This window comes from Aeromonas sp. 600948, from assembly GCF_049174875.1.
GTDB classification, from domain to species: domain Bacteria; phylum Pseudomonadota; class Gammaproteobacteria; order Enterobacterales; family Aeromonadaceae; genus Aeromonas; species Aeromonas veronii_A.
Window position 1 is genome coordinate 41,333 of sequence record NZ_JAAKTY010000014.1, and the last position, 18,946, is coordinate 60,278.

The window sequence follows — 18,946 nt, forward strand, 5'->3', positions numbered from 1 at the left end:
CGCATGCATGATTAATGCCAAGCGTTTTTAGGGAGTGTTTATGGCCAGTATCCTGGACTCGGTCAACCAACGTACCCAGCTAGTGGGGCAAAACCGGCTGGAATTGTTGTTGTTTCGTCTCAATGGACGTCAAAGATTTGGCATCAACGTATTCAAAGTGCGTGAAGTGTTGCAGTGCCCCCCCTTGACCGTGATGCCCAAGTTGAACTCCTGTATTCGCGGAGTGGCTCATATTCGTGGCCAGACTATCTCGGTCATCGATCTCAGCATGGCAATGGGCAAGCGCCCCATTGAAGATTTGAGCAAGTGCTTCATTATCATCTCCGAGTACAACCGCTCCATTCAGGGTTTTTTGGTGCACTCGGTCGAGCGCATCATCAATATGAACTGGGAATCTATCCTTCCTCCCCCCAAGGGGGCTGGTCGCATCAACTATATGACGGCGGTTACCGAGGTTGATGGCGAGTTGGTCGAGATCCTCGACGTTGAACGTATTCTCAACGAAATATCTCCGGTTTCTACTGAGGTCAGCCAGGAGCTGGTGGAGGCCAGTGTCGAGCATCCGACCTTGGGACGTCCCGTATTGGTTGCTGACGACTCTTCGGTTGCGCGCAAACAGGTACAGCGTGCGCTGGAGGCGATCGGAGTTGAATGCGTGCTGGCAAAAGATGGCCGCGAAGCATTGAACATGCTGCTGGAGATGACCAAAAATGGCCCTATCAAGGATCAGATTGCGCTGGTGATTTCCGATATCGAAATGCCCGAGATGGATGGCTATACATTCACTGCCGAGATCCGGAATAATCCCAATCTCAAAGATTTGCATGTTATTCTGCATACCTCGCTCAGTGGTGTATTTAACCAGGCTATGGTGCAAAAAGTTGGTGCAAACAACTTTATTGCCAAGTTCCAGCCTGATGAATTGGCCAAAGCCGTACAAAACGCACTCTAATTTAAAGAAGAACAGCTGCATGAAGACACTTTCGGATGACTTATACAAACAGTTCAGCAACTTTCTTGCGGTTCAGAGCGGGATCGTGCTGGGTGATAACAAACAGTATCTGGTGAAGAGCCGTCTTTCACCTTTGATGGCACAGTTTGGCATCGAGAGTCTGTCTGAACTGGTCACCCGTGCAATGAGTGTACGAGAGCGTGACCTGAAAATGGCGGTTGTTGATGCGATGACCACTAACGAGACCCTCTGGTTTCGTGATACATATCCGTTCCAGCTGCTGACCGACAAGATTTTTCCTGAATTGGGCAAAAGTGGTCGCCCTGTCAAGATTTGGTCTGCTGCCTCATCTTCGGGACAGGAGCCATATTCTATCGCCATGACGGCGCTGGAGCAGCAGATGAAGAAGCCGGGTACCTTGCCCGGTGGAGTGCAGATTGTCGGGACAGACATATCGACTACCATGCTGAATCAGTGCAAGGAAGGGGTATATGACAGTCTGGCTTTGGCACGCGGATTGTCGCCAGAGCGCAAGAAGATGTTTTTTGAGCCCTATGGTGACAACAAAATGCGGGTGGTAGAGCGAGTCAGAAAATTGACCACCTTTCGGCCGCTCAATCTGCTGGAGAGTTATAGTCTGCTCGGTAAATTTGACATCATTTTTTGCCGTAACGTGCTTATCTACTTTGCACCGGAAGTGAAGTCAAAAATCCTCAACCAGTTTGCATCCAGCCTCAATCCTGGTGGATACCTGATGCTGGGAGCGTCGGAATCGCTGGCGGGTTTGACTGACCGATTCGAGATGATTCGGTGCAATCCCGGAATTGTTTACAAGGTCAAATAACGTTGCAGCCCATGGTATTCAATGAGTTGTGATTGGTGACATTGTTATAAGAGAAGGAGGCACAGTGCCTCCTTCTCTCTTTATGGCTCCATTCTTATAGCTCCATTCGTGATGGCATTGCACCATGTTCCTATCTATCGCGCAGCAGATCCTTGCACTCCGTTTAAAGGCTTTTATAGCTAGGCTCGACGGCCCGCAGCATTTTGAAAATCGTCTGGCACATCTCTTGCAGGCAAAATATACCAAGCAGGAGGTGTGCTATGGCTTTTTCATTCGACAAGGCATTTGGTATCCATCAATACACGCTGGGTGTTCGCGCCAAGCGTGCCGAGGTGTTGTCCAGCAATATTGCCAATGCGGACACGCCAGGTTTTAAAGCAAGGGATATCAACTTTGCACAGGCATTGCAGGATGCCCAGCATAAACAGGGTTTTGGCCTGGTAACAACCAGTGAAAAGCACTTTGCCTTGAATATGGATGCCCCCGGTACTGTTCAATACCGCAATCCGTTGCAGCCTGATACGGGTGATGGCAACACGGTGGATGTGCAGCAGGAGCGGAGCGAGTTCTTGCGCAACAGTCTGGAGTACCAAACCTCCCTGGAATTTATGAATCGCAAGATCAGTGGCCTGCTTAAAGCCCTGAAAGGAGAGCAGTGATGAGTTTGTTCAAGGTCTTTGATATTGCCGGCTCGGCCATGAGTGCGCAGTCCGTGCGTCTCAATACGGTTGCCAGCAATATGGCCAACGCGGACAGCGTAAGCTCCAGCGTGGAAAACACTTACCACGCAAGGCGGCCAATTTTTGCCGCTCAGCTCGATCAGGCCATGTCAGATAAGCAGGGATCGGTCGGCGTTGAGGTGAAGGGCATTGTCGAGAGCAAGGCTCCACTGCTCAAGGAGTACAACCCTAACCACCCGATGGCGGACAAGGATGGCTTTATCTTCAAACCGAACGTCAACATGGTTGAAGAGATGGCTGACATGATCAATGCCTCGCGCAGCTACCAGACCAATGTACAGGTTGCAGATTCGGCCAAGAAGATGCTGCAGCAGACGCTCCAGCTTGGCAAATCCTGATAGGAGGGATGCAACATGGTCGACACCACAAACAGTGTGAACGGCATTGGCCGTACCACGACCCAGACCACAGGCACCACAACGACGCCGAAGAAAGAGCTGGATCAGGCTTCGTTTATGAAACTGCTGACCATGCAACTATCATATCAGGATCCCTTCAAGCCGGTGGACAATGCCCAGATGCTCTCCCAGATGGCTTCCATGTCTACCTCGGAGGGGATCAGCAGTCTGTCTACCCAGATGGGCAAGCTCAATGAGCAGATGATCTCCAGCCAGGCTCTGCAAGCATCTTCTCTGGTTGGCCAGAATGTACTCTTGCCCAGCAATGTGGGCTATCTGGACAAGGAGGGCCCTGTTTCCGGTGTCGTTCAGGTTGGCACGACCAATCAATACGCGGGTGTCAAGATTATCGTTGAAGACGAGGCGGGTCAGGTCATCAAGGAATTTAGCCTGGAAGGAGAACAGAAGGGCAATGTGGAGATCGCCTGGGATGGCACTGACAAGGCGGGCAACCGGGTCAAGCCAGGCAAATACGTGATCAAGGCCAGTGGCAGTGTGGATGGCAAGGCAGAAACTATTCCCACATACGCTTATGGCAAGGTCGACAGCGTTGCCCTGGGGAATGCAACAAATCCCACAATGCTTAATTTGAAGGGACTGGGGAGCACCCTGCTGAGTTCCGTCCTGCAAATATCAGGCACCAATCCAAACCAGACGGCTACTCCGTCAAAAACCACGTCGACAGCATCGATCTAAGGAGCTGGATATGTCATTTAACAATGCCTTGAGCGGTGTCAACGCGGCACAAAAAGACTTGAACGTCACCGCTAACAACATTGCGAACGTCAATACAATGGGCTTTAAAGAGTCCCGTGCCGAGTTTGCGGATGTCTACGCCAACTCCATCTTTGTCAATGCCAAGACTCAGGTCGGTAACGGTGTGGCGACCGGTGCTGTTGCCCAGCAGTTCCATCAGGGTGCGCTGCAATTTACCAATAACGCACTGGATTTGGCCATTCAGGGGAACGGCTTCTTTGTCACCTCTGATGGTTTGACCAACCTGGATCGCACCTACACCCGTGCCGGTGCATTCAAGCTCAATGAAAACAGCTATATGGTCAACAATCAGGGCCACTATCTGCAAGGCTACGAGATCAACGCCGATGGCACACCCAAGGCGGTCAGTATCAATGCGACCAAGCCGATCCAGATCCCTGATCGGGCGGGTGAGCCGATCAAAACCAGCAAGATTGATGCAAGTTTCAACTTGCCTTCCACCGCATCGCCCCTGCCTGCAGGTAATGGTGCGGGGGATGCCTCCACCTTTGACCCTAAGGATTCCAAAACCTACTCCTCATCCACCTCAGTGGTGATTTATGACTCGCTCGGTGAACCTCACACTATCACCCAGTATTTTGTCAAAGAAGCAGATCCAGCAGACCTGACCAAGCCAGCTAGCCCGACAGCTTGGCGCATGTATCTTTATCAAGGTGATAAGCCGGTCGATATCGTCGGAGGGGTGACGCCAACAATGGCCACAGGGTTGAATCCTGCACCTGCCGGTGCCCGAATTACCTTTGGTGCCGATGGTAAAATGATTACTCCGACCACACCGGCAAACATCCAAACGGAGCAGTTGGGGGCAGCAGGAGCGGGAATTATTACCAATGGTGCGGATCCTACCCAGCAGGTAGATATCACTTTCGGCACTGTGACCCAATATGCCTCACCGTTTGAAGTCAACAAGTTGTCACAGGATGGTTCCACTGTCGGCCGTTTGACCAAGGTCGAGATCACGCCGGATGGGATTGTCTCTGCAACCTACAGCAATGCCACCACCATCAAGGTAGCCATGGTGGCCATGGCCAAATTTGCCAACTCGCAAGGGCTGACCCAGGTGGGTGATACTTCCTGGCGGCAATCCCTGCTCTCCGGCGATGCTTTGCCGGGAACGCCCAATTCAGGCACCTTCGGTACCATCAAATCGTCGGCGCTGGAGCAATCCAACGTAGATTTGACCTCCGAACTGGTTGATCTGATCACTGCCCAGCGTAACTTCCAGGCGAACTCCCGCTCTCTGGAGGTCAACAGTTCGCTGCAGCAGACCATCTTGCAGATCCGTTAATTCCTCTCAGGCGACGGGGCACCTTGGGTGCCCCGTTTTTTTATCGTTCTCTACTGTCGAATGGCGTGGCATTCCCCTTCTGTTGGCATCCAAATTGCAGTTCTGCTGTCAGAGTCATCTGTTTGACGGAGAATCCCATGGATCACCTGCTTTATATCGCCATGTCCGGGGCCAAAGAGAACATGAACAGCCTGGCTGTTCGCGGTAATAACCTCGCCAATGCCAATACCACCGGCTTTAAATCCGATTTCGAGCAGGCCCGCAGCATGCAGGCCTTTGGTGAGGGGCTGCCCAGTCGGGTATTTGCCATGACGGAACGTCCCGGCCAGAACCTGCAGCATGGCATGTTGATGACCACGGGGAGGGATCTTGACGTGGCGGTGGATGGTCCCGGCTGGATTGCGGTGCAAGATCCGAAGGGGGGGGAGGCCTATACCCGTATGGGAAATCTGCAGGTCAATGCGACTGGCAACCTGCAGACCTCTACCGGCTTGAACGTCGTGGATGACGGTGGTCAACCCATCGTGCTGCCAATGCCGATGGAGAAGCTGGAGATTAACCGGGATGGCACCATCAGTGGCCGTCCTGAAGGGGCCGCCGCGAATTTGTCGGAAGATTTTCAGCGGATCAAACTGGTTAACCCGGCCGCCGATGCGGTAGAGAAGGGCCAGGATGGGCTTTTTCGGCGCAAAGATGGCCAGAATGAGCCTGCCTCTGCCAACGTTGGCCTGATCGCCGGCTCCCTGGAGGGGAGCAATGTCAATGTGGTGGATGAGATGACCAACCTGATCCGGTTACAACGACAGTTTGAAACCCAGGTCAAGATGATGAAAACGGCCGAAGAGAATGACGAGGCCCAAACCCAGTTGCTGCGTATCAGCTAATCAAGGAGTTACCTATGAATCCTGCACTCTGGATCAGCAAGACCGGGTTGGATGCTCAGCAGACCAATATTTCGGTCACCTCGAACAACCTGGCGAACGCCAGCACCGTTGGTTTCAAGAAATCGCGGGCCATTTTCGAGGATCTGCTCTATCAAAACATCAATCAGCCCGGCGGCCGTTCGTCGGCGGATACCGAGTTGCCCTCCGGCTTGATGCTTGGCGCGGGCGCCAAGGTGGTGGCTACCCAGAAAAACCACAGTCAGGGCAACGTACAGACTACGGATAATTCGCTGGATCTGATGATCAGTGGCCGTGGCTACTTTGAAATTCAATTGCCCGACGGCAGCCTGGCCTATACCCGTAATGGGCAATTCACCCTTAACAGCGAAGGCACCATAGTGACGCCGGGTAACGGTTATCCCCTGCAGCCAGAAATCCAGATCCCGGAAAATGCCCAGAGTGTCACTGTCGGCACTGATGGTCAGGTCTCGGTACAGCTGAAGGGGGATGGTGCTTCTCAAGTGGTCGGACAGATCACCCTGTCAGATTTTGTCAATGCCAGTGGTCTGCAGCCGATGGGTGAGAACATGTTTCTGGAAACCCAGTCCAGCGGTGCAGCCATTCAGGGAACTGCAGGGGCGGATGGCATGGGGGTCTTGAAGCAAGGGATGCTGGAAAGCTCCAACGTTAACGTCACCGAAGAGCTGGTGAATCTGATCCAGGCTCAGCGGGTCTACGAGATGAACTCTAAAGTCCTCTCTGCGGTGGATGGCATGATGTCCTTCCTGATCCAGCGGACCTAATGGGGAGAGCCATGATGAAAAGCGTATGGATGCTGGGGTTGCTGGTGTTGGGGGGGTGTAGCAGTACTCCCAATACACCCAGGCCTGATGACCCCGAGTTTTCCCCCGTATACGGGGAGTCGGAGCCAGTCTCGGTGAGACCGACAGGTGCTATTTTTCAGCCGGATCAGGTTAATGGCATCTATTCGGATATCAAGGCGCACAAGGTGGGTGACATCATCACCATCGAGCTGGCCGAGTCCACTTCCGCCTCGAAGAAGGCAAATACCCAGAGTGGCAAGGATAACAAGTTCAATCTGGATCCGGTGACGCTGGGGGGCGTGCCTGTCACTGCCAGCCCCTATGATCTCTCCGCATCCATCGCTCAAAGCAGTGCCTTCAAGGGGCAGGCCAAGGCGGATCAGAGCAACAGCCTGCAAGGCAATATTTCGGTCAGTGTGGCCAAGGTACTGCCCAATGGCAATCTGCTGGTACGGGGCGAGAAGTGGATCATGCTCAACAATGGCAATGAGTATATCCGTATCACAGGTCTGATTAGACCGGAGGATGTCACCTCGGATAACAGCGTGTCATCCCAGAAAGTGGCGAATGCCCGTATCTACTATGGTGGTACCGGCGATCTTGCCAATACCCAGGAACAGGGATGGCTTACCAGCTTTTTCAATGGTCCCTGGTGGCCGCTCTAGGAGATGTTATGAAGTCACTCCGTTTGGTTACTCTGCTCTGCTGTCTGCTGCCTTTGGGGATGGCTAATGCCGCCCGGATAAAGGACATCAGCTCGGTAGAGGGGGTGCGTAGCAACCAGTTGATCGGTTACGGTCTGGTCGTGGGTCTGCCAGGTACCGGCGAGAAGAACAACGCCTTTACCGAGCAGACCTTCCGCACCATGCTCAACAACTTCGGCATCAAGGTCCCGGACAACATCAAACCCAAGATCAAGGATGTGGCGCCGGTGGCGATCCATGCGGATTTGCCGCCGTTTGCCAAGCCGGGCCAGACTATCGACGTCACTGTCTCTGCCATCGGTGAGGCCAAGAGCCTGCGCGGTGGTACGCTGCTGCAGAGTTTCCTGAAAGGGCTGGATGGGCGGGTCTATGCAGTCGCACAGGGCAGCCTGGTGGTAGGCGGGCTGGGTGCCGAGGGGGCTGATGGCTCCAAGGTAGTGGTCAATACTCCGACCGTCGGCCGGATTGCCAATGGTGCAACCGTAGAGCGAGAGGTGCCCAACTCATTTAGTCAGGGAGATACGATTACCTTCAACCTCAACCGCCCCGACTTTACTACTGCGCGTCGGCTGGCTGACGTAGTCAACGATCTGGTGGGGCCCAATACCGCTCAGGCTCTGGATGCCACCTCGGTCAAGGTCTATGCCCCGCGGGATCCGGGCCAGCGAGTCTCCTATCTGGCGACTATCGAGAACCTGGAGGTGGACCCGGCCAACGAGGCGGCCAAGATCATCGTCAACTCCCGCACCGGCACCATCGTTATCGGCAGTCAGGTGAAGCTCAAACCGGCGGCCATCAGCCACGGAGGCCTGACGGTGACCATAGCCGAAAACCAGCAGGTCTCTCAACCCAACCCGCTGGCAGGGGGCGAGACCACGGTCACCAACAACTCGACCATCAATGTCCAGCAGGAGCCCGGGCGGATGTTCAAGTTTGATACCGGTGCGACTCTGGACGATCTGGTCCGAGCGGTCAATCAGGTCGGGGTCGCCCCCGGTGATTTGATGGCTATCCTTGAGGCGCTGCAGCAGGCAGGTGCCATCGAGGGGCAACTGGTCATATTGTAACTGGCGGCAAGTGATTGCCACGGGTGGCAATGAGGTAAGCAAAATGGCGGAGTTTGACACCAACAGCGGCATGAATCTCGGGGTGGTGCAGGATATCAAGAACCTGGACCGTCTGCGCCAGATGAGCCACAGCAAAGAGGGACAGGCCGGGGCACTGCAGGGGGCTGCGCGCCAGTTCGAGTCAATCTTTACCCAGATGTTGTTTCAGAGCATGCGTCAGGCCAACGGGGTGTTGACTCAGGACAACCCGATGAACAGCAGCTATACCCAGTTCTATGAAGGGATGCTGGATGAACAGCGAGTGGCAGACATGTCCAGCAAGGGGGGGCTTGGATTGGCTGATATGGTGGCTAGGCAGCTCTCACCGGCGACATTTGTCCATCAGGATGGCCGGGTGCTCAAGATGCCGCAACGGACGGAACGGGTCTATAAACCCTACGAGCCACCCAAGACGGCTGCCACTGATTTGATCTCGGCATCAAAAGTTGGCAAAGATTTTGCTGAAAAAGAGATGACCGAGGGGGTCAAGGAGAGCCACGCACTCACTATGCCCCGTCGACCGCACCGCAGCATTCCGCCCATGGGACGCATGGCCAGCGAAGAGGGCAGTGCCGCCAGTAGTGGGGGCAAAGAGTTCGATACGCCGGAAGAGTTCGTTAATCGCCTGATGCCGCTGGCCAAGAAAGCGGCCGACAAGTTGGGGTTAAGCCCGGCGGTACTGGTCGCTCAGGCGGCATTGGAGAGCGGCTGGGGCAAACGGGTGATCAAGGATGGTGAAGGGCAGATGACCCATAACCTGTTTGGCATCAAGGCCGATCCTCGCTGGGAAGGGCCCAAGGCGGTAGTCAGCACCCTGGAATATGAAGAGGGAGTGGCGTCCCGCCAGAAAGCGGCGTTTCGTTCCTATGGCTCGTTTGAAGAGAGCTTCAACGACTATGTGGACTTTCTCACCTCCGGTTCCCGCTACAAGGGGGCCCTGGCCAGAGTGGACAGTCCGGATCGCTACTTCGAGGCGCTGCAACAGGCGGGTTATGCCACCGACCCGCACTATGCCAGAAAACTGAAACAGGTATTGCGCAGTGATGCCATTGCCCGATACAACGAGATGGAGCTGTAACATATGGCAAGCGATCTGCTTGGAATTGGTACATCGGGCGTGCTGGCACAGCAGCGCCTGCTGCAGAGCACCAGTAACAATATCGTAAACGTCAATAGCCAGGGCTATGTGCGTGAGCGTACGCTGGTGTATACCAATGCCATCGGTCTTGGCACAGGTGACATCAGGACCGAGCGGGTAATCAACAGCTATATGCAGGGAGAAGTGCGTCGCGATACCTCTGCCTTTTACGCATCCCTGACTCATTACGAGCAGCTGGCCGGCGTGGATCGCCTGCTGGGAGACACCAGCAATAGCGTAGGGGAGACCATCACCTCTTATTTCAAGTCCTTTCATTCGGCAAATGAATCACCCGCCGAGATCGGTGGCCGCAAGGTAGTGATGACGGAGCTGAGCGGTATGGTGAACCGCTTTCACACACTCTCGGCCCAGCTCGACAAGCAGAGCGATACCCTCAACACCCGTATTGAAGATGAGACCAAGCAGGTCAACAGTCTGCTCACCAGCATCAATGATCTCAACCAGGCGATCATCCGTACTCAGGGGTCTCCCGAAGAGAACCTGATGCTGTTTGATCAGCGTGACGAGGCGATCAGGCAGCTCTCCGAGAAGATGGATATCCGTACCGTAACCCAGGCTAACGGCAGCGTATTGGTCAATATGAGCACTGGTCATTCGCTGATCCTGGATGGGGGCGTTGCCCAGTTCAAGGTGGTGGCGGGCGATCCCGATTCCCGTGATCAGGAGTTGCAGCTGACTCTTGGCGACAATCAGGCTCTCATCGATCACGATACCTTCGGGGGGGCCATGGGAGGGCTGTTCAAGGCGCGTACCGACCTGGAGCCGACCAAGCGTGAACTGGGCCAGCTGGCCGTTGCGATGGCGGATGCCATGAACCAGCAAAACCGTCTCGGGATGGATCTGGACAACGAGTTGGGCAGCGATATTTTCACCCTGCCAACCAGCAAGGGATTGCCTTATGGCGACAACACAGGGTCGGTCGGAGCGAATGTCAGCTTTGTACCCGGCAAAGGAAGCTCTGTAACCCCCTTCGACTATGAAGTGCGCTTTAGCAGTGCGACCGGATATGAAGTGTTCTCGCTGGACAAATCTGGTAATCGCACCTCTGTGGCGACGGGCACCACGCCGCCAGCAACGTTTGAACTGGCTGGCCACGGGATCTCGATCGATCTCACCGGTACGCCAGCGGCAGGAGACAAGCTGCTGCTGCAACCAACCAAGGGGGCTGCTGCCGGGCTGGCTCAGCAGATCAACCGGCCGGAAGACCTGGCCTTGGCTGCACCTCTTAAAGTACAGAAGACTACCAACAACATCGGCAGTGCAGACATCAAGCTCGATGGCATCTTCAATACCGGAACGGGTTCCGGTTTTGGTACCAACAGCCTGGATCCCGCCGCTCCCCAGATCGTCAAGATCGGCAATAACGGCAATTATGAGGTGTATGCCGGTGATGGCACTACCTTGATCGGTGTCGCGCCGGCAGCCAGCAAAGGGCAGAATTTGATGGCCTCGATAGTAAACCCCTTTCCGGGTGGGCCTGCGGTCTACAGCAACCCGAAACAGAGCCCGGGCTACGAGTTCAGCATTACCGGCACGGTAGAACAAACCGACAGCTTCCAGCTTAGTTACAACACCAATGGTTTTGCTGATAACAGCAATGGTCTGGCAATGGCTGAGTTGCAGAACAAGGATCTGGTACGCAAAAGCACCAATGGTGGGACGACCAACGACAAGATGACCTTTAACCAGGCTTACTCCGGGTTGGTGATGGAAGTGGGTAACAATACCAGTCAGGCAAAAACCCTGCTCAAGGCTAATGAATCCAAGCTGATCCAGAGTACCGGGATCTACGAGAGCGTCTCCGGGGTCAATCTGGAGGAGGAAGCGGCCAATCTGATCCGTTTCCAGCAATCTTACGCGGCATCCGCGCAGGTGGTCAGTACGGCCAAAACCATCTTCGATACACTGCTTTCGTCCGTGAGGTAACGTCATGCGCATCACTACAAACATGATCTACGATCGGAATCTTTACTCCCTCACCAATACCAACGAGCGACTGGACAAGGCCTATCAGCAGCTGCAAACCGGCAACAAGTTTCAGAGCGCCGGTGAGGATCCGGCAGGCATGAGCCAGAAGATGGCGCTGACCAAAGAGATTGAACTGTTTAAACAGTACGGGGTGAATGGCAGTTTGCTGCAGAACAGTCTGGGGCATGAAGAGACGGTATTGGACTCTCTCAATACTGCGATGCTCAGTGCCCAGACCCTGATCCAGAAATCCAATAATGGTGCCATTAGCCTGGATGACCGAAAGGCCATTGCCAGTGAACTGGAAGGGTTGCAGCAGCAAATGTTTGACCTGATGAACAGCAAGAACTCATCGGGTGAATTTATTTTCGGGGGCAATCAGAGCAAGACCCAGCCCTATGTGAAAGATGCCAACGGTAAATACATTTATCAGGGAGATCCTGGCCAGCGAAATATTCAGGTATCGCCCACAGTGCAAATTGCTGCCAATGACTCCGGACAGGATCTGTTTGAAATCGTAGCAACCAGAAGAACCGCCAGTGCCACCAGTGCGAATATCAAGGTAGGGGTCGGGGATCAGGGGGATTTTGATAATTTCTATAAATCCAGTTACGACCCGGCACTGCCCAGCAACACCTACACAGTCTCCACCACAATTGGCCCGCCCGATACCTATGATATCAAGGATGCGGGTGGCAATACCCTGCAGACAGGTAATTACACTCCCGGTACCAAAATACCGTTCAATGGTCTCGAACTGACACTGGATCAGCCTGCAGGTGGTGCAGCACAGCAGTTTGCTCTCAATCCTCCCAAGAATGACAACGTGTTGAACGGGATGTCAGACTTCATTACGGCTCTGCGTGATCCCAATATTTCAGCCGAGAGTTTTGAGCAAAAAGTGGCCGATGCCACCGTTCATATGAAAAATGCCCGTTTGAACATTGATCATGGGCTGGGTGAATTGGGTGGCCGGATGAACAGTCTGGAGCAGGTGATGGGTTCCAACGAGGGGTTGAGCACCCTCAATGCCGAGGCGAGAGCCAAGGTGTCGGAAGCCGATCTCTATGAGGTAATTTCAGCACTGTCAAAAGAGGATGCGGCATTGAGTGCCTCGCAGCTCTCGTTCAGCAAAATAAGTCGTCTGACGCTATTTGACTATATTCGCTAAGAAAAGGCCCCTATGGGGCCTTTTTGCTATGCATCCCCGGCAGAGTTCCCCTGATATGTTCCGACAATTGTAACAAGCTGTTGCCATACCCTGTTTCCTGGTTGAGGCGGGGTTGACCTCCCTGTGGGATTGGATAATCATGCCGCCCGCACAACAGAGGGTTGTGCATATTATTTGCAGCATCTCGTTAGGCGAGGCTCCTGTATAAACACAGGCCACTGATCTCACGACGTCCAGAGACGCCCAAGATCAGGACAGTTTTCATCGGATTAAGGTGTAAACCCAAGTGGCTTCCGGCATGCCGGATACGTTATGCAGTGCTAAAGCTGGTACGTGGGGATGATGACACGCCGAACGGCGTCATTTCCTGCCTATTACTCGTCAATCAAATTGCTGTTTTCTTTCAGACAGCGAACGGTCTCCGCTCGCGCTCAGGCTTGCCTGAAATCACATGAGGTTCTTTGTGATGAAGAAAACACACACCATTCTCAACCGTCATCAACTGCTCGATCTCGCCAGCCTGCAAGGCTGGCTGGAACACAATCTGGATCCGGTTCAGCGCGCCGATCAGCTGCTGACCCTGCGTCCGGAAGAGCTCAACTGCATCTTTGACACCTTGCCTGCGTCAGAAGGGGCAGAACTGATCGCTTCTCTCTCCGCAGAGAGTGCCGGTCGCCTTTTGCTGCGGCTCCATGGCAGCATCGTCAGCGTGTTGCAGGAGGCTATTCCCCGTCGCGAAATGGTGGCTATCCTGCGCAAACTGAGTCGTCAGGATCGCACCATGTTGCTGGCTCGCTTCCCGACCCAGGCGCAGGCCATCTACTACTCACTGCTGGATTGGCCGCCTGAGTCCGTCGGGGCCAATATGCGCCACGAGTATCTGGCAGTGAGCGAACAGGATTCCGTCGGCAAGGCCAAGCAGCTGATCCACGATGCCTGGGACAATGCCCAGCTGTTCCGCCACATCTATGTGGTCAACGTGGATGGCCGTCTACAGGGGAGTATCTCGCTCAAGAGCTTGCTGATTGCTGACCCCGAGGCCAGTGTCGCTAACCTGATGGACCGAGAGACGGTGCGGATCAACGCTCGGGCTGATCAGGAGCTGGCGGCGCGCCTGCTGATCGACCGCGACCTGTCGGTATTGCCGGTCGAGGATCAGGGGCGACTGGTCGGTATTTTCCACGTCGATGATGCCGCCGACATCCTGGAGCTTGAATCTACCGAGGATGCCGAGATGCAGGGTGGCTCATCACCGCTCGATACCCCTTACTTGCAGGCGACCCCCTGGCAGTTGTGGCGCAAACGGGTGGGCTGGCTGCTTATCCTGTTCGTGGCGGAAGCTTACACCGGCACCGTGCTGCGGGCATTCGAGGAGCAGCTGGAAGCCGCCATCGCGCTGGCCTTCTTCATTCCGCTCCTGATCGGTACTGGCGGTAACAGCGGCACCCAGATCACCACCACCATAGTACGTGCCATGGCGGTCGGGGAGGTGAGTCTGCGCAATCTCGGCACCGTGCTGAAAAAGGAGCTCTCCACCGGTCTGCTCATCTCGGGGGCCATTGCCATGGCGGCCTGGGTACGGGCATGGAGTCTCGGCGTCGGTCCCCAGATTGGCATGGTGGTGACCTTTACTATCATCGCCATCGTGCTCTGGAGTGCCACGGTCGCATCCATTATTCCCATGGTGCTGCGTCGTTTCCGCATCGATCCGGCGGTGGTCTCTGCACCCTTCATCGCGACGCTGGTGGATGGTACCGGCCTTATCATCTACTTCGAGATGGCCAAGCTGTTGCTGCCCGAGTTGCAGTAACCGGGAGATTGAGATGCAAAAGGCAGCCATTGGGCTGCCTTTTGCATTTATCTTTTTCCGGTTTAGCCGAGCTGGAACAACAGTGGCCAGCCCTGCTCCTGGCAATAACGATGCTCCTTCTCCAGATTCTGCATCAGGAGACGGTTCTCCTCGCACCAGTCGATCGGCAGGGTCACGACCAGCTGATCCCCTTGCACTGCGACTTTCCACTCAGGCAGCAGGTTGTCCTGACGCTTGTGGTGAGCGGCGACTGCGAGGCGCAGGATGCGGATGCAGCGCAGCACCGTCTGCATGTCGTGGTTGGGTAGGGGCGGCAGCTCGGAGAGCTTGAGCCCCTTGCGCTGAAAGCGTACCAGCGCAGCCAGCAGCGCCTGATCGTCCTGGTTGAAGCCAGGCAGGTCGGTGTGTTGCAGGATATAGGCGGAGTGGCGATGAATGCCGCTGTAGTTGATGGCAAGGCCAATTTCGTGAAGCCGGGCCGCCCAGCCGAGGATGGCTCGATAGGGCTCTACTTCCATCTGCCAGGGCTCTTGCAAGGCATCAAACAGGGTCAGTACGCTCTGCTCCACCCGGGCTGCCTGTTTTTTGTCCATCCGGTAGTGGGTACCGAGCGCCTGTGCGGTACGCTCGCGAATATCGTGGTGCTGCAAGCGCTCCTCGAATTCATAAAGCAACCCTTCACGCAGCGCACCGTCGGAGTAGTCGAGCCGCTCGATGGGCAGCGAGGTAAACAGCCCGAGCAGGATGGCGACCGCAGCGGCAAACACCTCCTGACGCTCCTCGGTAAGCCCGACCAGTTTGAGGTTATCGACTCGCTTGCGCTCAATCATCAGCGCCTTGAGCCGCTCCAGCCCCTCCAGCGTAATGCTGCCGTCAGTCAGCCCTTCGCCTTGCAGTACATCCCGTACCGTACGAATGGAGCCTGAGCTGCCAAGGCAGCTCTGCCAGCCCAGCTTGCGGTACTGGTTGACGATGGGGGCGAGCTGGTGCTGCGCCTCCAGCACGGCATTGGTGAAGTGCTTGTCGCTCAGCTTGCCGCTGGCGAAGAAGCTTTGGGTAAAGCTGACGCAGCCCATCTTGCGACTGGTGAGGGCCTTGTGTTCAAACCCTTCACCGATGATGAGTTCGGTGCTGCCGCCGCCGATATCGATCACCAGTACCTGGCCCTCGATATGCTGGGTATGGGCAACCCCCTGATAGATGAGCCGTGCTTCTTCCTGCCCGCTGATGATCTCGATGGGGTGGTTGAGCACCTTGGCTGCTTCACTCACAAATTCGCGCGCGTTGCTGGCACGGCGCAATGTGTAGGTACCGGCGATGCGGATCTGATCCGGTTTGATGTTGGTGAGCCGCTCGGCAAACAGCGACAGGCAGGCGAGGCCGCGTTCCATCGCCTCCGGGCTCATCCGCTTTTGCTCATCCATCCCTTCCGCCAGCCGCACCCGCTCCTTAATGCGATCGACGATGCGAAAACGCCCTTCGCTCAGATGGGCGATCACCATATGAAAACTGTTGGAGCCGAGATCCACGGCGGCATAGAGACTATTGTCCATTGTTTGACTCGATACGTTTGAGATAGTCGTAAATAGCCACCTGAGAGCGGATCTTGCGGCGGTTGCCCCGCTTCACATATTCGTTCTGCTGGTCGGCATCGATGACCCGCGCCTTGCAGGTATCACTCAGTTGTAGCTCGAGAATGTCCATGATGCGCTGCTTGAGCCGCTCGTCATAAATGGGGGTGCCCACCTCGATCCGGCCGTCGATATTGCGGCTCATCCAGTCGGCGCTGGAGATATAGAGCTGGGGGTTGCCCTTGTTGTGGAACACCATCACCCGCGGGTGCTCGAGGAAGCGGTCGATGATGCTGATCACCTTGATGTTGTCACTGAGGCCCGGTACGCCCGGACGCAGGGCGCACATGCCACGGATGATCATCTGGATCGGTACTCCCGCCTGACCGGCGGCATAGAGGCGGTTGATGAGATCCTTGTCCACCAGATTGTTGATCTTGAGGATGATGCCGCTCGGCTGGCCCGCCTTGGCGTTGGAGAGCTCGTTGTCGATGAGGCGATAGAGCTGACGGCGGCTGTTGATGGGGGAGACCAGCAGGTGGTTGAACTTGTAGCGCCGATAGGGGTACTCGATGTATTCAAACACCCCTTCCACTTCGGCGGTGATATCCGGATTGCGGGTGAGCAGCGAGAAGTCGGTGTAGATCTTGGCGGTCTTCTCGTTGAAGTTTCCGGTGCCGATATGGGCATAGCGCACCGCCTCGCCATTTTCGTGACGGGTGATGAGGCAGAGCTTGGAGTGGATCTTGAGGCTCGGTACCCCGAACACCACCTTGACTCCGGCATCGGTAAGGATGTTGGCCCAGTCGATGTTGGCCGCCTCGTCGAAACGGGCGCGCAGCTCGACCACCACGGTCACCTTCTTGCCGTTGTTGGCGGCATCGATAAGGGAGTGGATGATCCGCGACTTCTTGGCCACCCGATAAATGTTGATGCGAATGGCGCTGACCGCCGGATCGAACGCCGCCTGGCGCACTAGCTCGGTGAAGTGGTGGAACTTGTGATACGGGTAGTAGAGCAGAATATCCTGCTTGGTGATGGCATCGAAGGCGTTGACGAAGCCGTCAAAATCGCGGCAATCGAGGGCCGGCAGTTTGGGGTTTTCCAGATAGTCACGACCCACGTTGGGGAAGCCGATGAAATCCTTGAAGTTGTGATAGCGCCCACCCGGCATGATGGCGTCGTAGGAGCTGATCTGCAGCTTGAGTTTCAGGAAGCTTATCATGGCGGCGGGCATCTCCCGCTCGTAGACGAAGCGCACCGGCATGGCGGTGAGGCGCTGCTTCAAGCCGTCACTCATCTTGTCCACCAGGCTCAAGTCCAGCTGGTCGGAGAGATCATATTCGGCATCCCGGGTCAGCTTCACCGCATAAGCGGCAATCTCGTCGTAGTCGAAGAAGCCTTTGAAGATCTCGTCGAGGCAGAAGCGGATGACGTTATCAAGAATGATGATCTGCTTCTTGCGGCGGGTCCCTTCCGGCGGCAGCTGGAAGAAGCGGGGCAGGTCGTCGGTCGGCACTTCCACCAGAGCGTACTGGATCACCTGACCGTTCTTCTTCATCTCGATGGCCAGATAGGTGTACTCATCCTTGAGGAATTTGACCGGATTAACCTCTTTGTTGAGCAGGATCGGGATGATGTGGCGCAGCACCTTCTCCTTGAAGAAGACCCGCAGCCATTTCTGAATGGCATCGGAGAGCTGGTTCTCGTTGACCAGAAAGATGTTGTGGCGGGCCAGCGCAATCAACAGCTCCTTATAGGTGTTGTCGAACGCTTCACCGAGCGCCATCACTTTTTGCTGGATGGCGCGCAGCAGCACTTTCGCTTCATCGTCGCCACCATGTACTTCATTGATGAGGATGCGACGCTTGACGTCCGATACCCGTACCTTGAAGAACTCATCCTGGTTGGAGGAGAAGATCCCCAGAAAACGAACCCGCTCGATGAGGGGCACCGTCTTGTCCATTGCCTCTTGCAACACCCGTTCATTGAATGAGAGCCAGCTTAGCTCTTTCTCTTCATACTGCTTGTCGGTGCTCATCTTGTGCCTCTGTTTCAGGTCGCGTCTGCGCGGCAGTTATGGCGTTAATATATGACAAATAAATGACAGTATTGTTACTGCTCGCTGAACGCTTCGTCGATGTCGACCACCAGATCGTCGGAGAGGGATTCCAGCGCGGTGATCAGCTTATCCATCGCGAGCCCGTCGGGCAGGGCAACCAGCGCATGGGCATAGAAGAGCGGGGCGCCGGAGTGGGGAGCCGGTTCACAGCCGGTGGTGAGATCGGCCACGTTGATCTCGAGCTGGCGCAGGATGCTGGCTACTTCATGGACGATGCCGGGGCGGTCGTTGCCGGTCACTGTCATCATGACTTGATGGGCTGGCTCGGCGGTAGGTGTCCCTTCGGCAAAGCTGATGGTCAGACCCGGTAGCAGGGCCAGTGCTTCGCACAGGCTGCGATAGTGCTCATCGGGGACAGAGACATGGAGAATACCGGCAAACTGGCCCGCCAGTTCGCTCATGGCGCTGCCCAGCCAGTTGCCCTGCTCGCGGCTGATGACTGCTGCCAGACTCTCGACGATCCCGGGTTTGTCTGCACCGATCACGGTGACCACCAATTGCTTTTGCATCCTGCTCTCCTTGAAATGGGATTTCTCGCTCTATCCCTATTGTGCCTGCTGGGGCTGGTCATATGAACCCCCGCCTGCTGACAAATAGATAAAAAGACGGGACTTTTCACTTTCTATAC

Annotated in this window: 17 protein-coding genes and 1 riboswitch; of the genes, 14 read left to right on the forward strand and 3 right to left on the reverse strand. The window is 55.4% G+C overall.

All coding sequences use genetic code 11. The features are described 5' to 3' along the window. Positions 1-40 precede the first annotated feature (40 nt). From G5182_RS13095 to mgtE, 14 genes are all read left to right on the forward strand, one after another. Positions 41-952: a chemotaxis protein CheV gene (locus tag G5182_RS13095; RefSeq protein ID WP_005344523.1), complete on the forward strand. Its 912-nt coding sequence runs from the start codon at positions 41-43 to the stop codon at positions 950-952. Between the two features lie 19 nt (positions 953-971). Then, positions 972-1,796 (forward strand): CheR family methyltransferase, encoded by an 825-nt coding sequence (locus G5182_RS13100; RefSeq protein ID WP_005344525.1) that lies wholly within the window; start codon positions 972-974, stop codon positions 1,794-1,796. Positions 1,797-2,056: 260 nt separating this feature from the next. Continuing rightward, complete coding sequence (gene flgB, locus G5182_RS13105) at positions 2,057-2,455, forward strand: flagellar basal body rod protein FlgB (RefSeq protein WP_005344526.1); 399 nt, start codon at positions 2,057-2,059, stop codon at positions 2,453-2,455. Then, a complete protein-coding gene (flgC, locus tag G5182_RS13110) occupies positions 2,455-2,874 on the forward strand; it encodes a flagellar basal body rod protein FlgC (protein ID WP_005344527.1) in 420 nt (139 codons plus the stop codon). Before flgB ends, flgC begins: the two co-directional genes overlap by 1 nt. Before the next feature lie 15 nt (positions 2,875-2,889). Then, positions 2,890-3,630, forward strand: coding sequence for a flagellar hook assembly protein FlgD (locus G5182_RS13115; protein WP_216954111.1), 741 nt, complete (start codon positions 2,890-2,892; stop codon positions 3,628-3,630). A 10-nt stretch (positions 3,631-3,640) separates the two neighbouring features. Next, entirely contained in the window at positions 3,641-4,999 is a 1,359-nt protein-coding gene (flgE, locus tag G5182_RS13120) for a flagellar hook protein FlgE (protein WP_421173084.1), read from the forward strand. 137 nt (positions 5,000-5,136) lie between these two features. Further along, the gene (gene flgF, locus G5182_RS13125; protein WP_005344530.1) at positions 5,137-5,883 is read left to right on the forward strand and encodes a flagellar basal-body rod protein FlgF; all 747 of its coding nucleotides are present in this window, start codon (positions 5,137-5,139) and stop codon (positions 5,881-5,883) included. A gap of 14 nt (positions 5,884-5,897) precedes the next feature. Next, positions 5,898-6,686: a flagellar basal-body rod protein FlgG gene (gene flgG, locus G5182_RS13130; protein ID WP_216954109.1), complete on the forward strand. Its 789-nt coding sequence runs from the start codon at positions 5,898-5,900 to the stop codon at positions 6,684-6,686. Between the two features lie 14 nt (positions 6,687-6,700). Further along, a complete protein-coding gene (gene flgH / locus G5182_RS13135; RefSeq protein ID WP_421173102.1) occupies positions 6,701-7,372 on the forward strand; it encodes a flagellar basal body L-ring protein FlgH in 672 nt (223 codons plus the stop codon). A gap of 8 nt (positions 7,373-7,380) precedes the next feature. Beyond that, positions 7,381-8,478, forward strand: a complete 1,098-nt coding sequence (locus G5182_RS13140) for a flagellar basal body P-ring protein FlgI (protein ID WP_227340838.1) — start codon at positions 7,381-7,383, stop codon at positions 8,476-8,478. Positions 8,479-8,521: 43 nt separating this feature from the next. After that, the gene (gene flgJ / locus G5182_RS13145; RefSeq protein ID WP_227340837.1) at positions 8,522-9,595 is read left to right on the forward strand and encodes a flagellar assembly peptidoglycan hydrolase FlgJ; all 1,074 of its coding nucleotides are present in this window, start codon (positions 8,522-8,524) and stop codon (positions 9,593-9,595) included. Positions 9,596-9,598: 3 nt separating this feature from the next. Further along, the gene (locus G5182_RS13150) at positions 9,599-11,602 is read left to right on the forward strand and encodes a FlgK family flagellar hook-associated protein (protein ID WP_337072996.1); all 2,004 of its coding nucleotides are present in this window, start codon (positions 9,599-9,601) and stop codon (positions 11,600-11,602) included. A gap of 4 nt (positions 11,603-11,606) precedes the next feature. Beyond that, positions 11,607-12,815: a flagellar hook-associated protein FlgL gene (gene flgL / locus G5182_RS13155; RefSeq protein ID WP_216954104.1), complete on the forward strand. Its 1,209-nt coding sequence runs from the start codon at positions 11,607-11,609 to the stop codon at positions 12,813-12,815. 176 nt (positions 12,816-12,991) lie between these two features. Then, positions 12,992-13,161, forward strand: a riboswitch (M-box (ykoK) riboswitch). 120 nt (positions 13,162-13,281) lie between these two features. Then, positions 13,282-14,625, forward strand: coding sequence for a magnesium transporter (gene mgtE, locus G5182_RS13160; RefSeq protein WP_216954102.1), 1,344 nt, complete (start codon positions 13,282-13,284; stop codon positions 14,623-14,625). Positions 14,626-14,687: 62 nt separating this feature from the next. Here mgtE and ppx read toward each other — a convergent pair whose 3' ends face one another. The 3 genes from ppx to G5182_RS13175 all read right to left on the reverse strand — a co-directional run bounded on the left by ppx (position 14,688) and on the right by G5182_RS13175 (position 18,827). Then, on the reverse strand, positions 14,688-16,178 hold the full coding sequence (ppx, locus tag G5182_RS13165) for an exopolyphosphatase (RefSeq protein ID WP_184232281.1): 1,491 nt from the start codon (positions 16,176-16,178) through the stop codon (positions 14,688-14,690). Next, a complete protein-coding gene (gene ppk1, locus G5182_RS13170; protein ID WP_139734028.1) occupies positions 16,168-18,237 on the reverse strand; it encodes a polyphosphate kinase 1 in 2,070 nt (689 codons plus the stop codon). The genes ppx and ppk1 overlap by 11 nt, the downstream gene beginning before the upstream one ends. A gap of 74 nt (positions 18,238-18,311) precedes the next feature. Next, on the reverse strand, positions 18,312-18,827 hold the full coding sequence (locus G5182_RS13175) for a glycine cleavage system protein R (RefSeq protein ID WP_227340834.1): 516 nt from the start codon (positions 18,825-18,827) through the stop codon (positions 18,312-18,314). Positions 18,828-18,946 lie beyond the last annotated feature (119 nt).

Bases quoted from the DNA above. Each gene is read 5' to 3' on its own strand.
- G5182_RS13150 (WP_337072996.1), top strand. From the start codon at position 9,599: ATGGCAAGCGATCTGCTTGGAATTGGTACATCGGGCGTGCTGGCACAG.
- flgF (WP_005344530.1), top strand. From the start codon at position 5,137: ATGGATCACCTGCTTTATATCGCCATGTCCGGGGCCAAAGAGAACATG.
- flgB (WP_005344526.1), top strand. From the start codon at position 2,057: ATGGCTTTTTCATTCGACAAGGCATTTGGTATCCATCAATACACGCTG.
- G5182_RS13175 (WP_227340834.1), bottom strand. From the start codon at position 18,827: ATGCAAAAGCAATTGGTGGTCACCGTGATCGGTGCAGACAAACCCGGG.
- ppx (WP_184232281.1), bottom strand. From the start codon at position 16,178: ATGGACAATAGTCTCTATGCCGCCGTGGATCTCGGCTCCAACAGTTTT.
- flgE (WP_421173084.1), top strand. From the start codon at position 3,641: ATGTCATTTAACAATGCCTTGAGCGGTGTCAACGCGGCACAAAAAGAC.
- flgJ (WP_227340837.1), top strand. From the start codon at position 8,522: ATGGCGGAGTTTGACACCAACAGCGGCATGAATCTCGGGGTGGTGCAG.
- G5182_RS13115 (WP_216954111.1), top strand. From the start codon at position 2,890: ATGGTCGACACCACAAACAGTGTGAACGGCATTGGCCGTACCACGACC.
- G5182_RS13095 (WP_005344523.1), top strand. From the start codon at position 41: ATGGCCAGTATCCTGGACTCGGTCAACCAACGTACCCAGCTAGTGGGG.
- G5182_RS13140 (WP_227340838.1), top strand. From the start codon at position 7,381: ATGAAGTCACTCCGTTTGGTTACTCTGCTCTGCTGTCTGCTGCCTTTG.
- flgG (WP_216954109.1), top strand. From the start codon at position 5,898: ATGAATCCTGCACTCTGGATCAGCAAGACCGGGTTGGATGCTCAGCAG.
- ppk1 (WP_139734028.1), bottom strand. From the start codon at position 18,237: ATGAGCACCGACAAGCAGTATGAAGAGAAAGAGCTAAGCTGGCTCTCA.
- flgC (WP_005344527.1), top strand. From the start codon at position 2,455: ATGAGTTTGTTCAAGGTCTTTGATATTGCCGGCTCGGCCATGAGTGCG.
- flgL (WP_216954104.1), top strand. From the start codon at position 11,607: ATGCGCATCACTACAAACATGATCTACGATCGGAATCTTTACTCCCTC.
- mgtE (WP_216954102.1), top strand. From the start codon at position 13,282: ATGAAGAAAACACACACCATTCTCAACCGTCATCAACTGCTCGATCTC.
- G5182_RS13100 (WP_005344525.1), top strand. From the start codon at position 972: ATGAAGACACTTTCGGATGACTTATACAAACAGTTCAGCAACTTTCTT.
- flgH (WP_421173102.1), top strand. From the start codon at position 6,701: ATGAAAAGCGTATGGATGCTGGGGTTGCTGGTGTTGGGGGGGTGTAGC.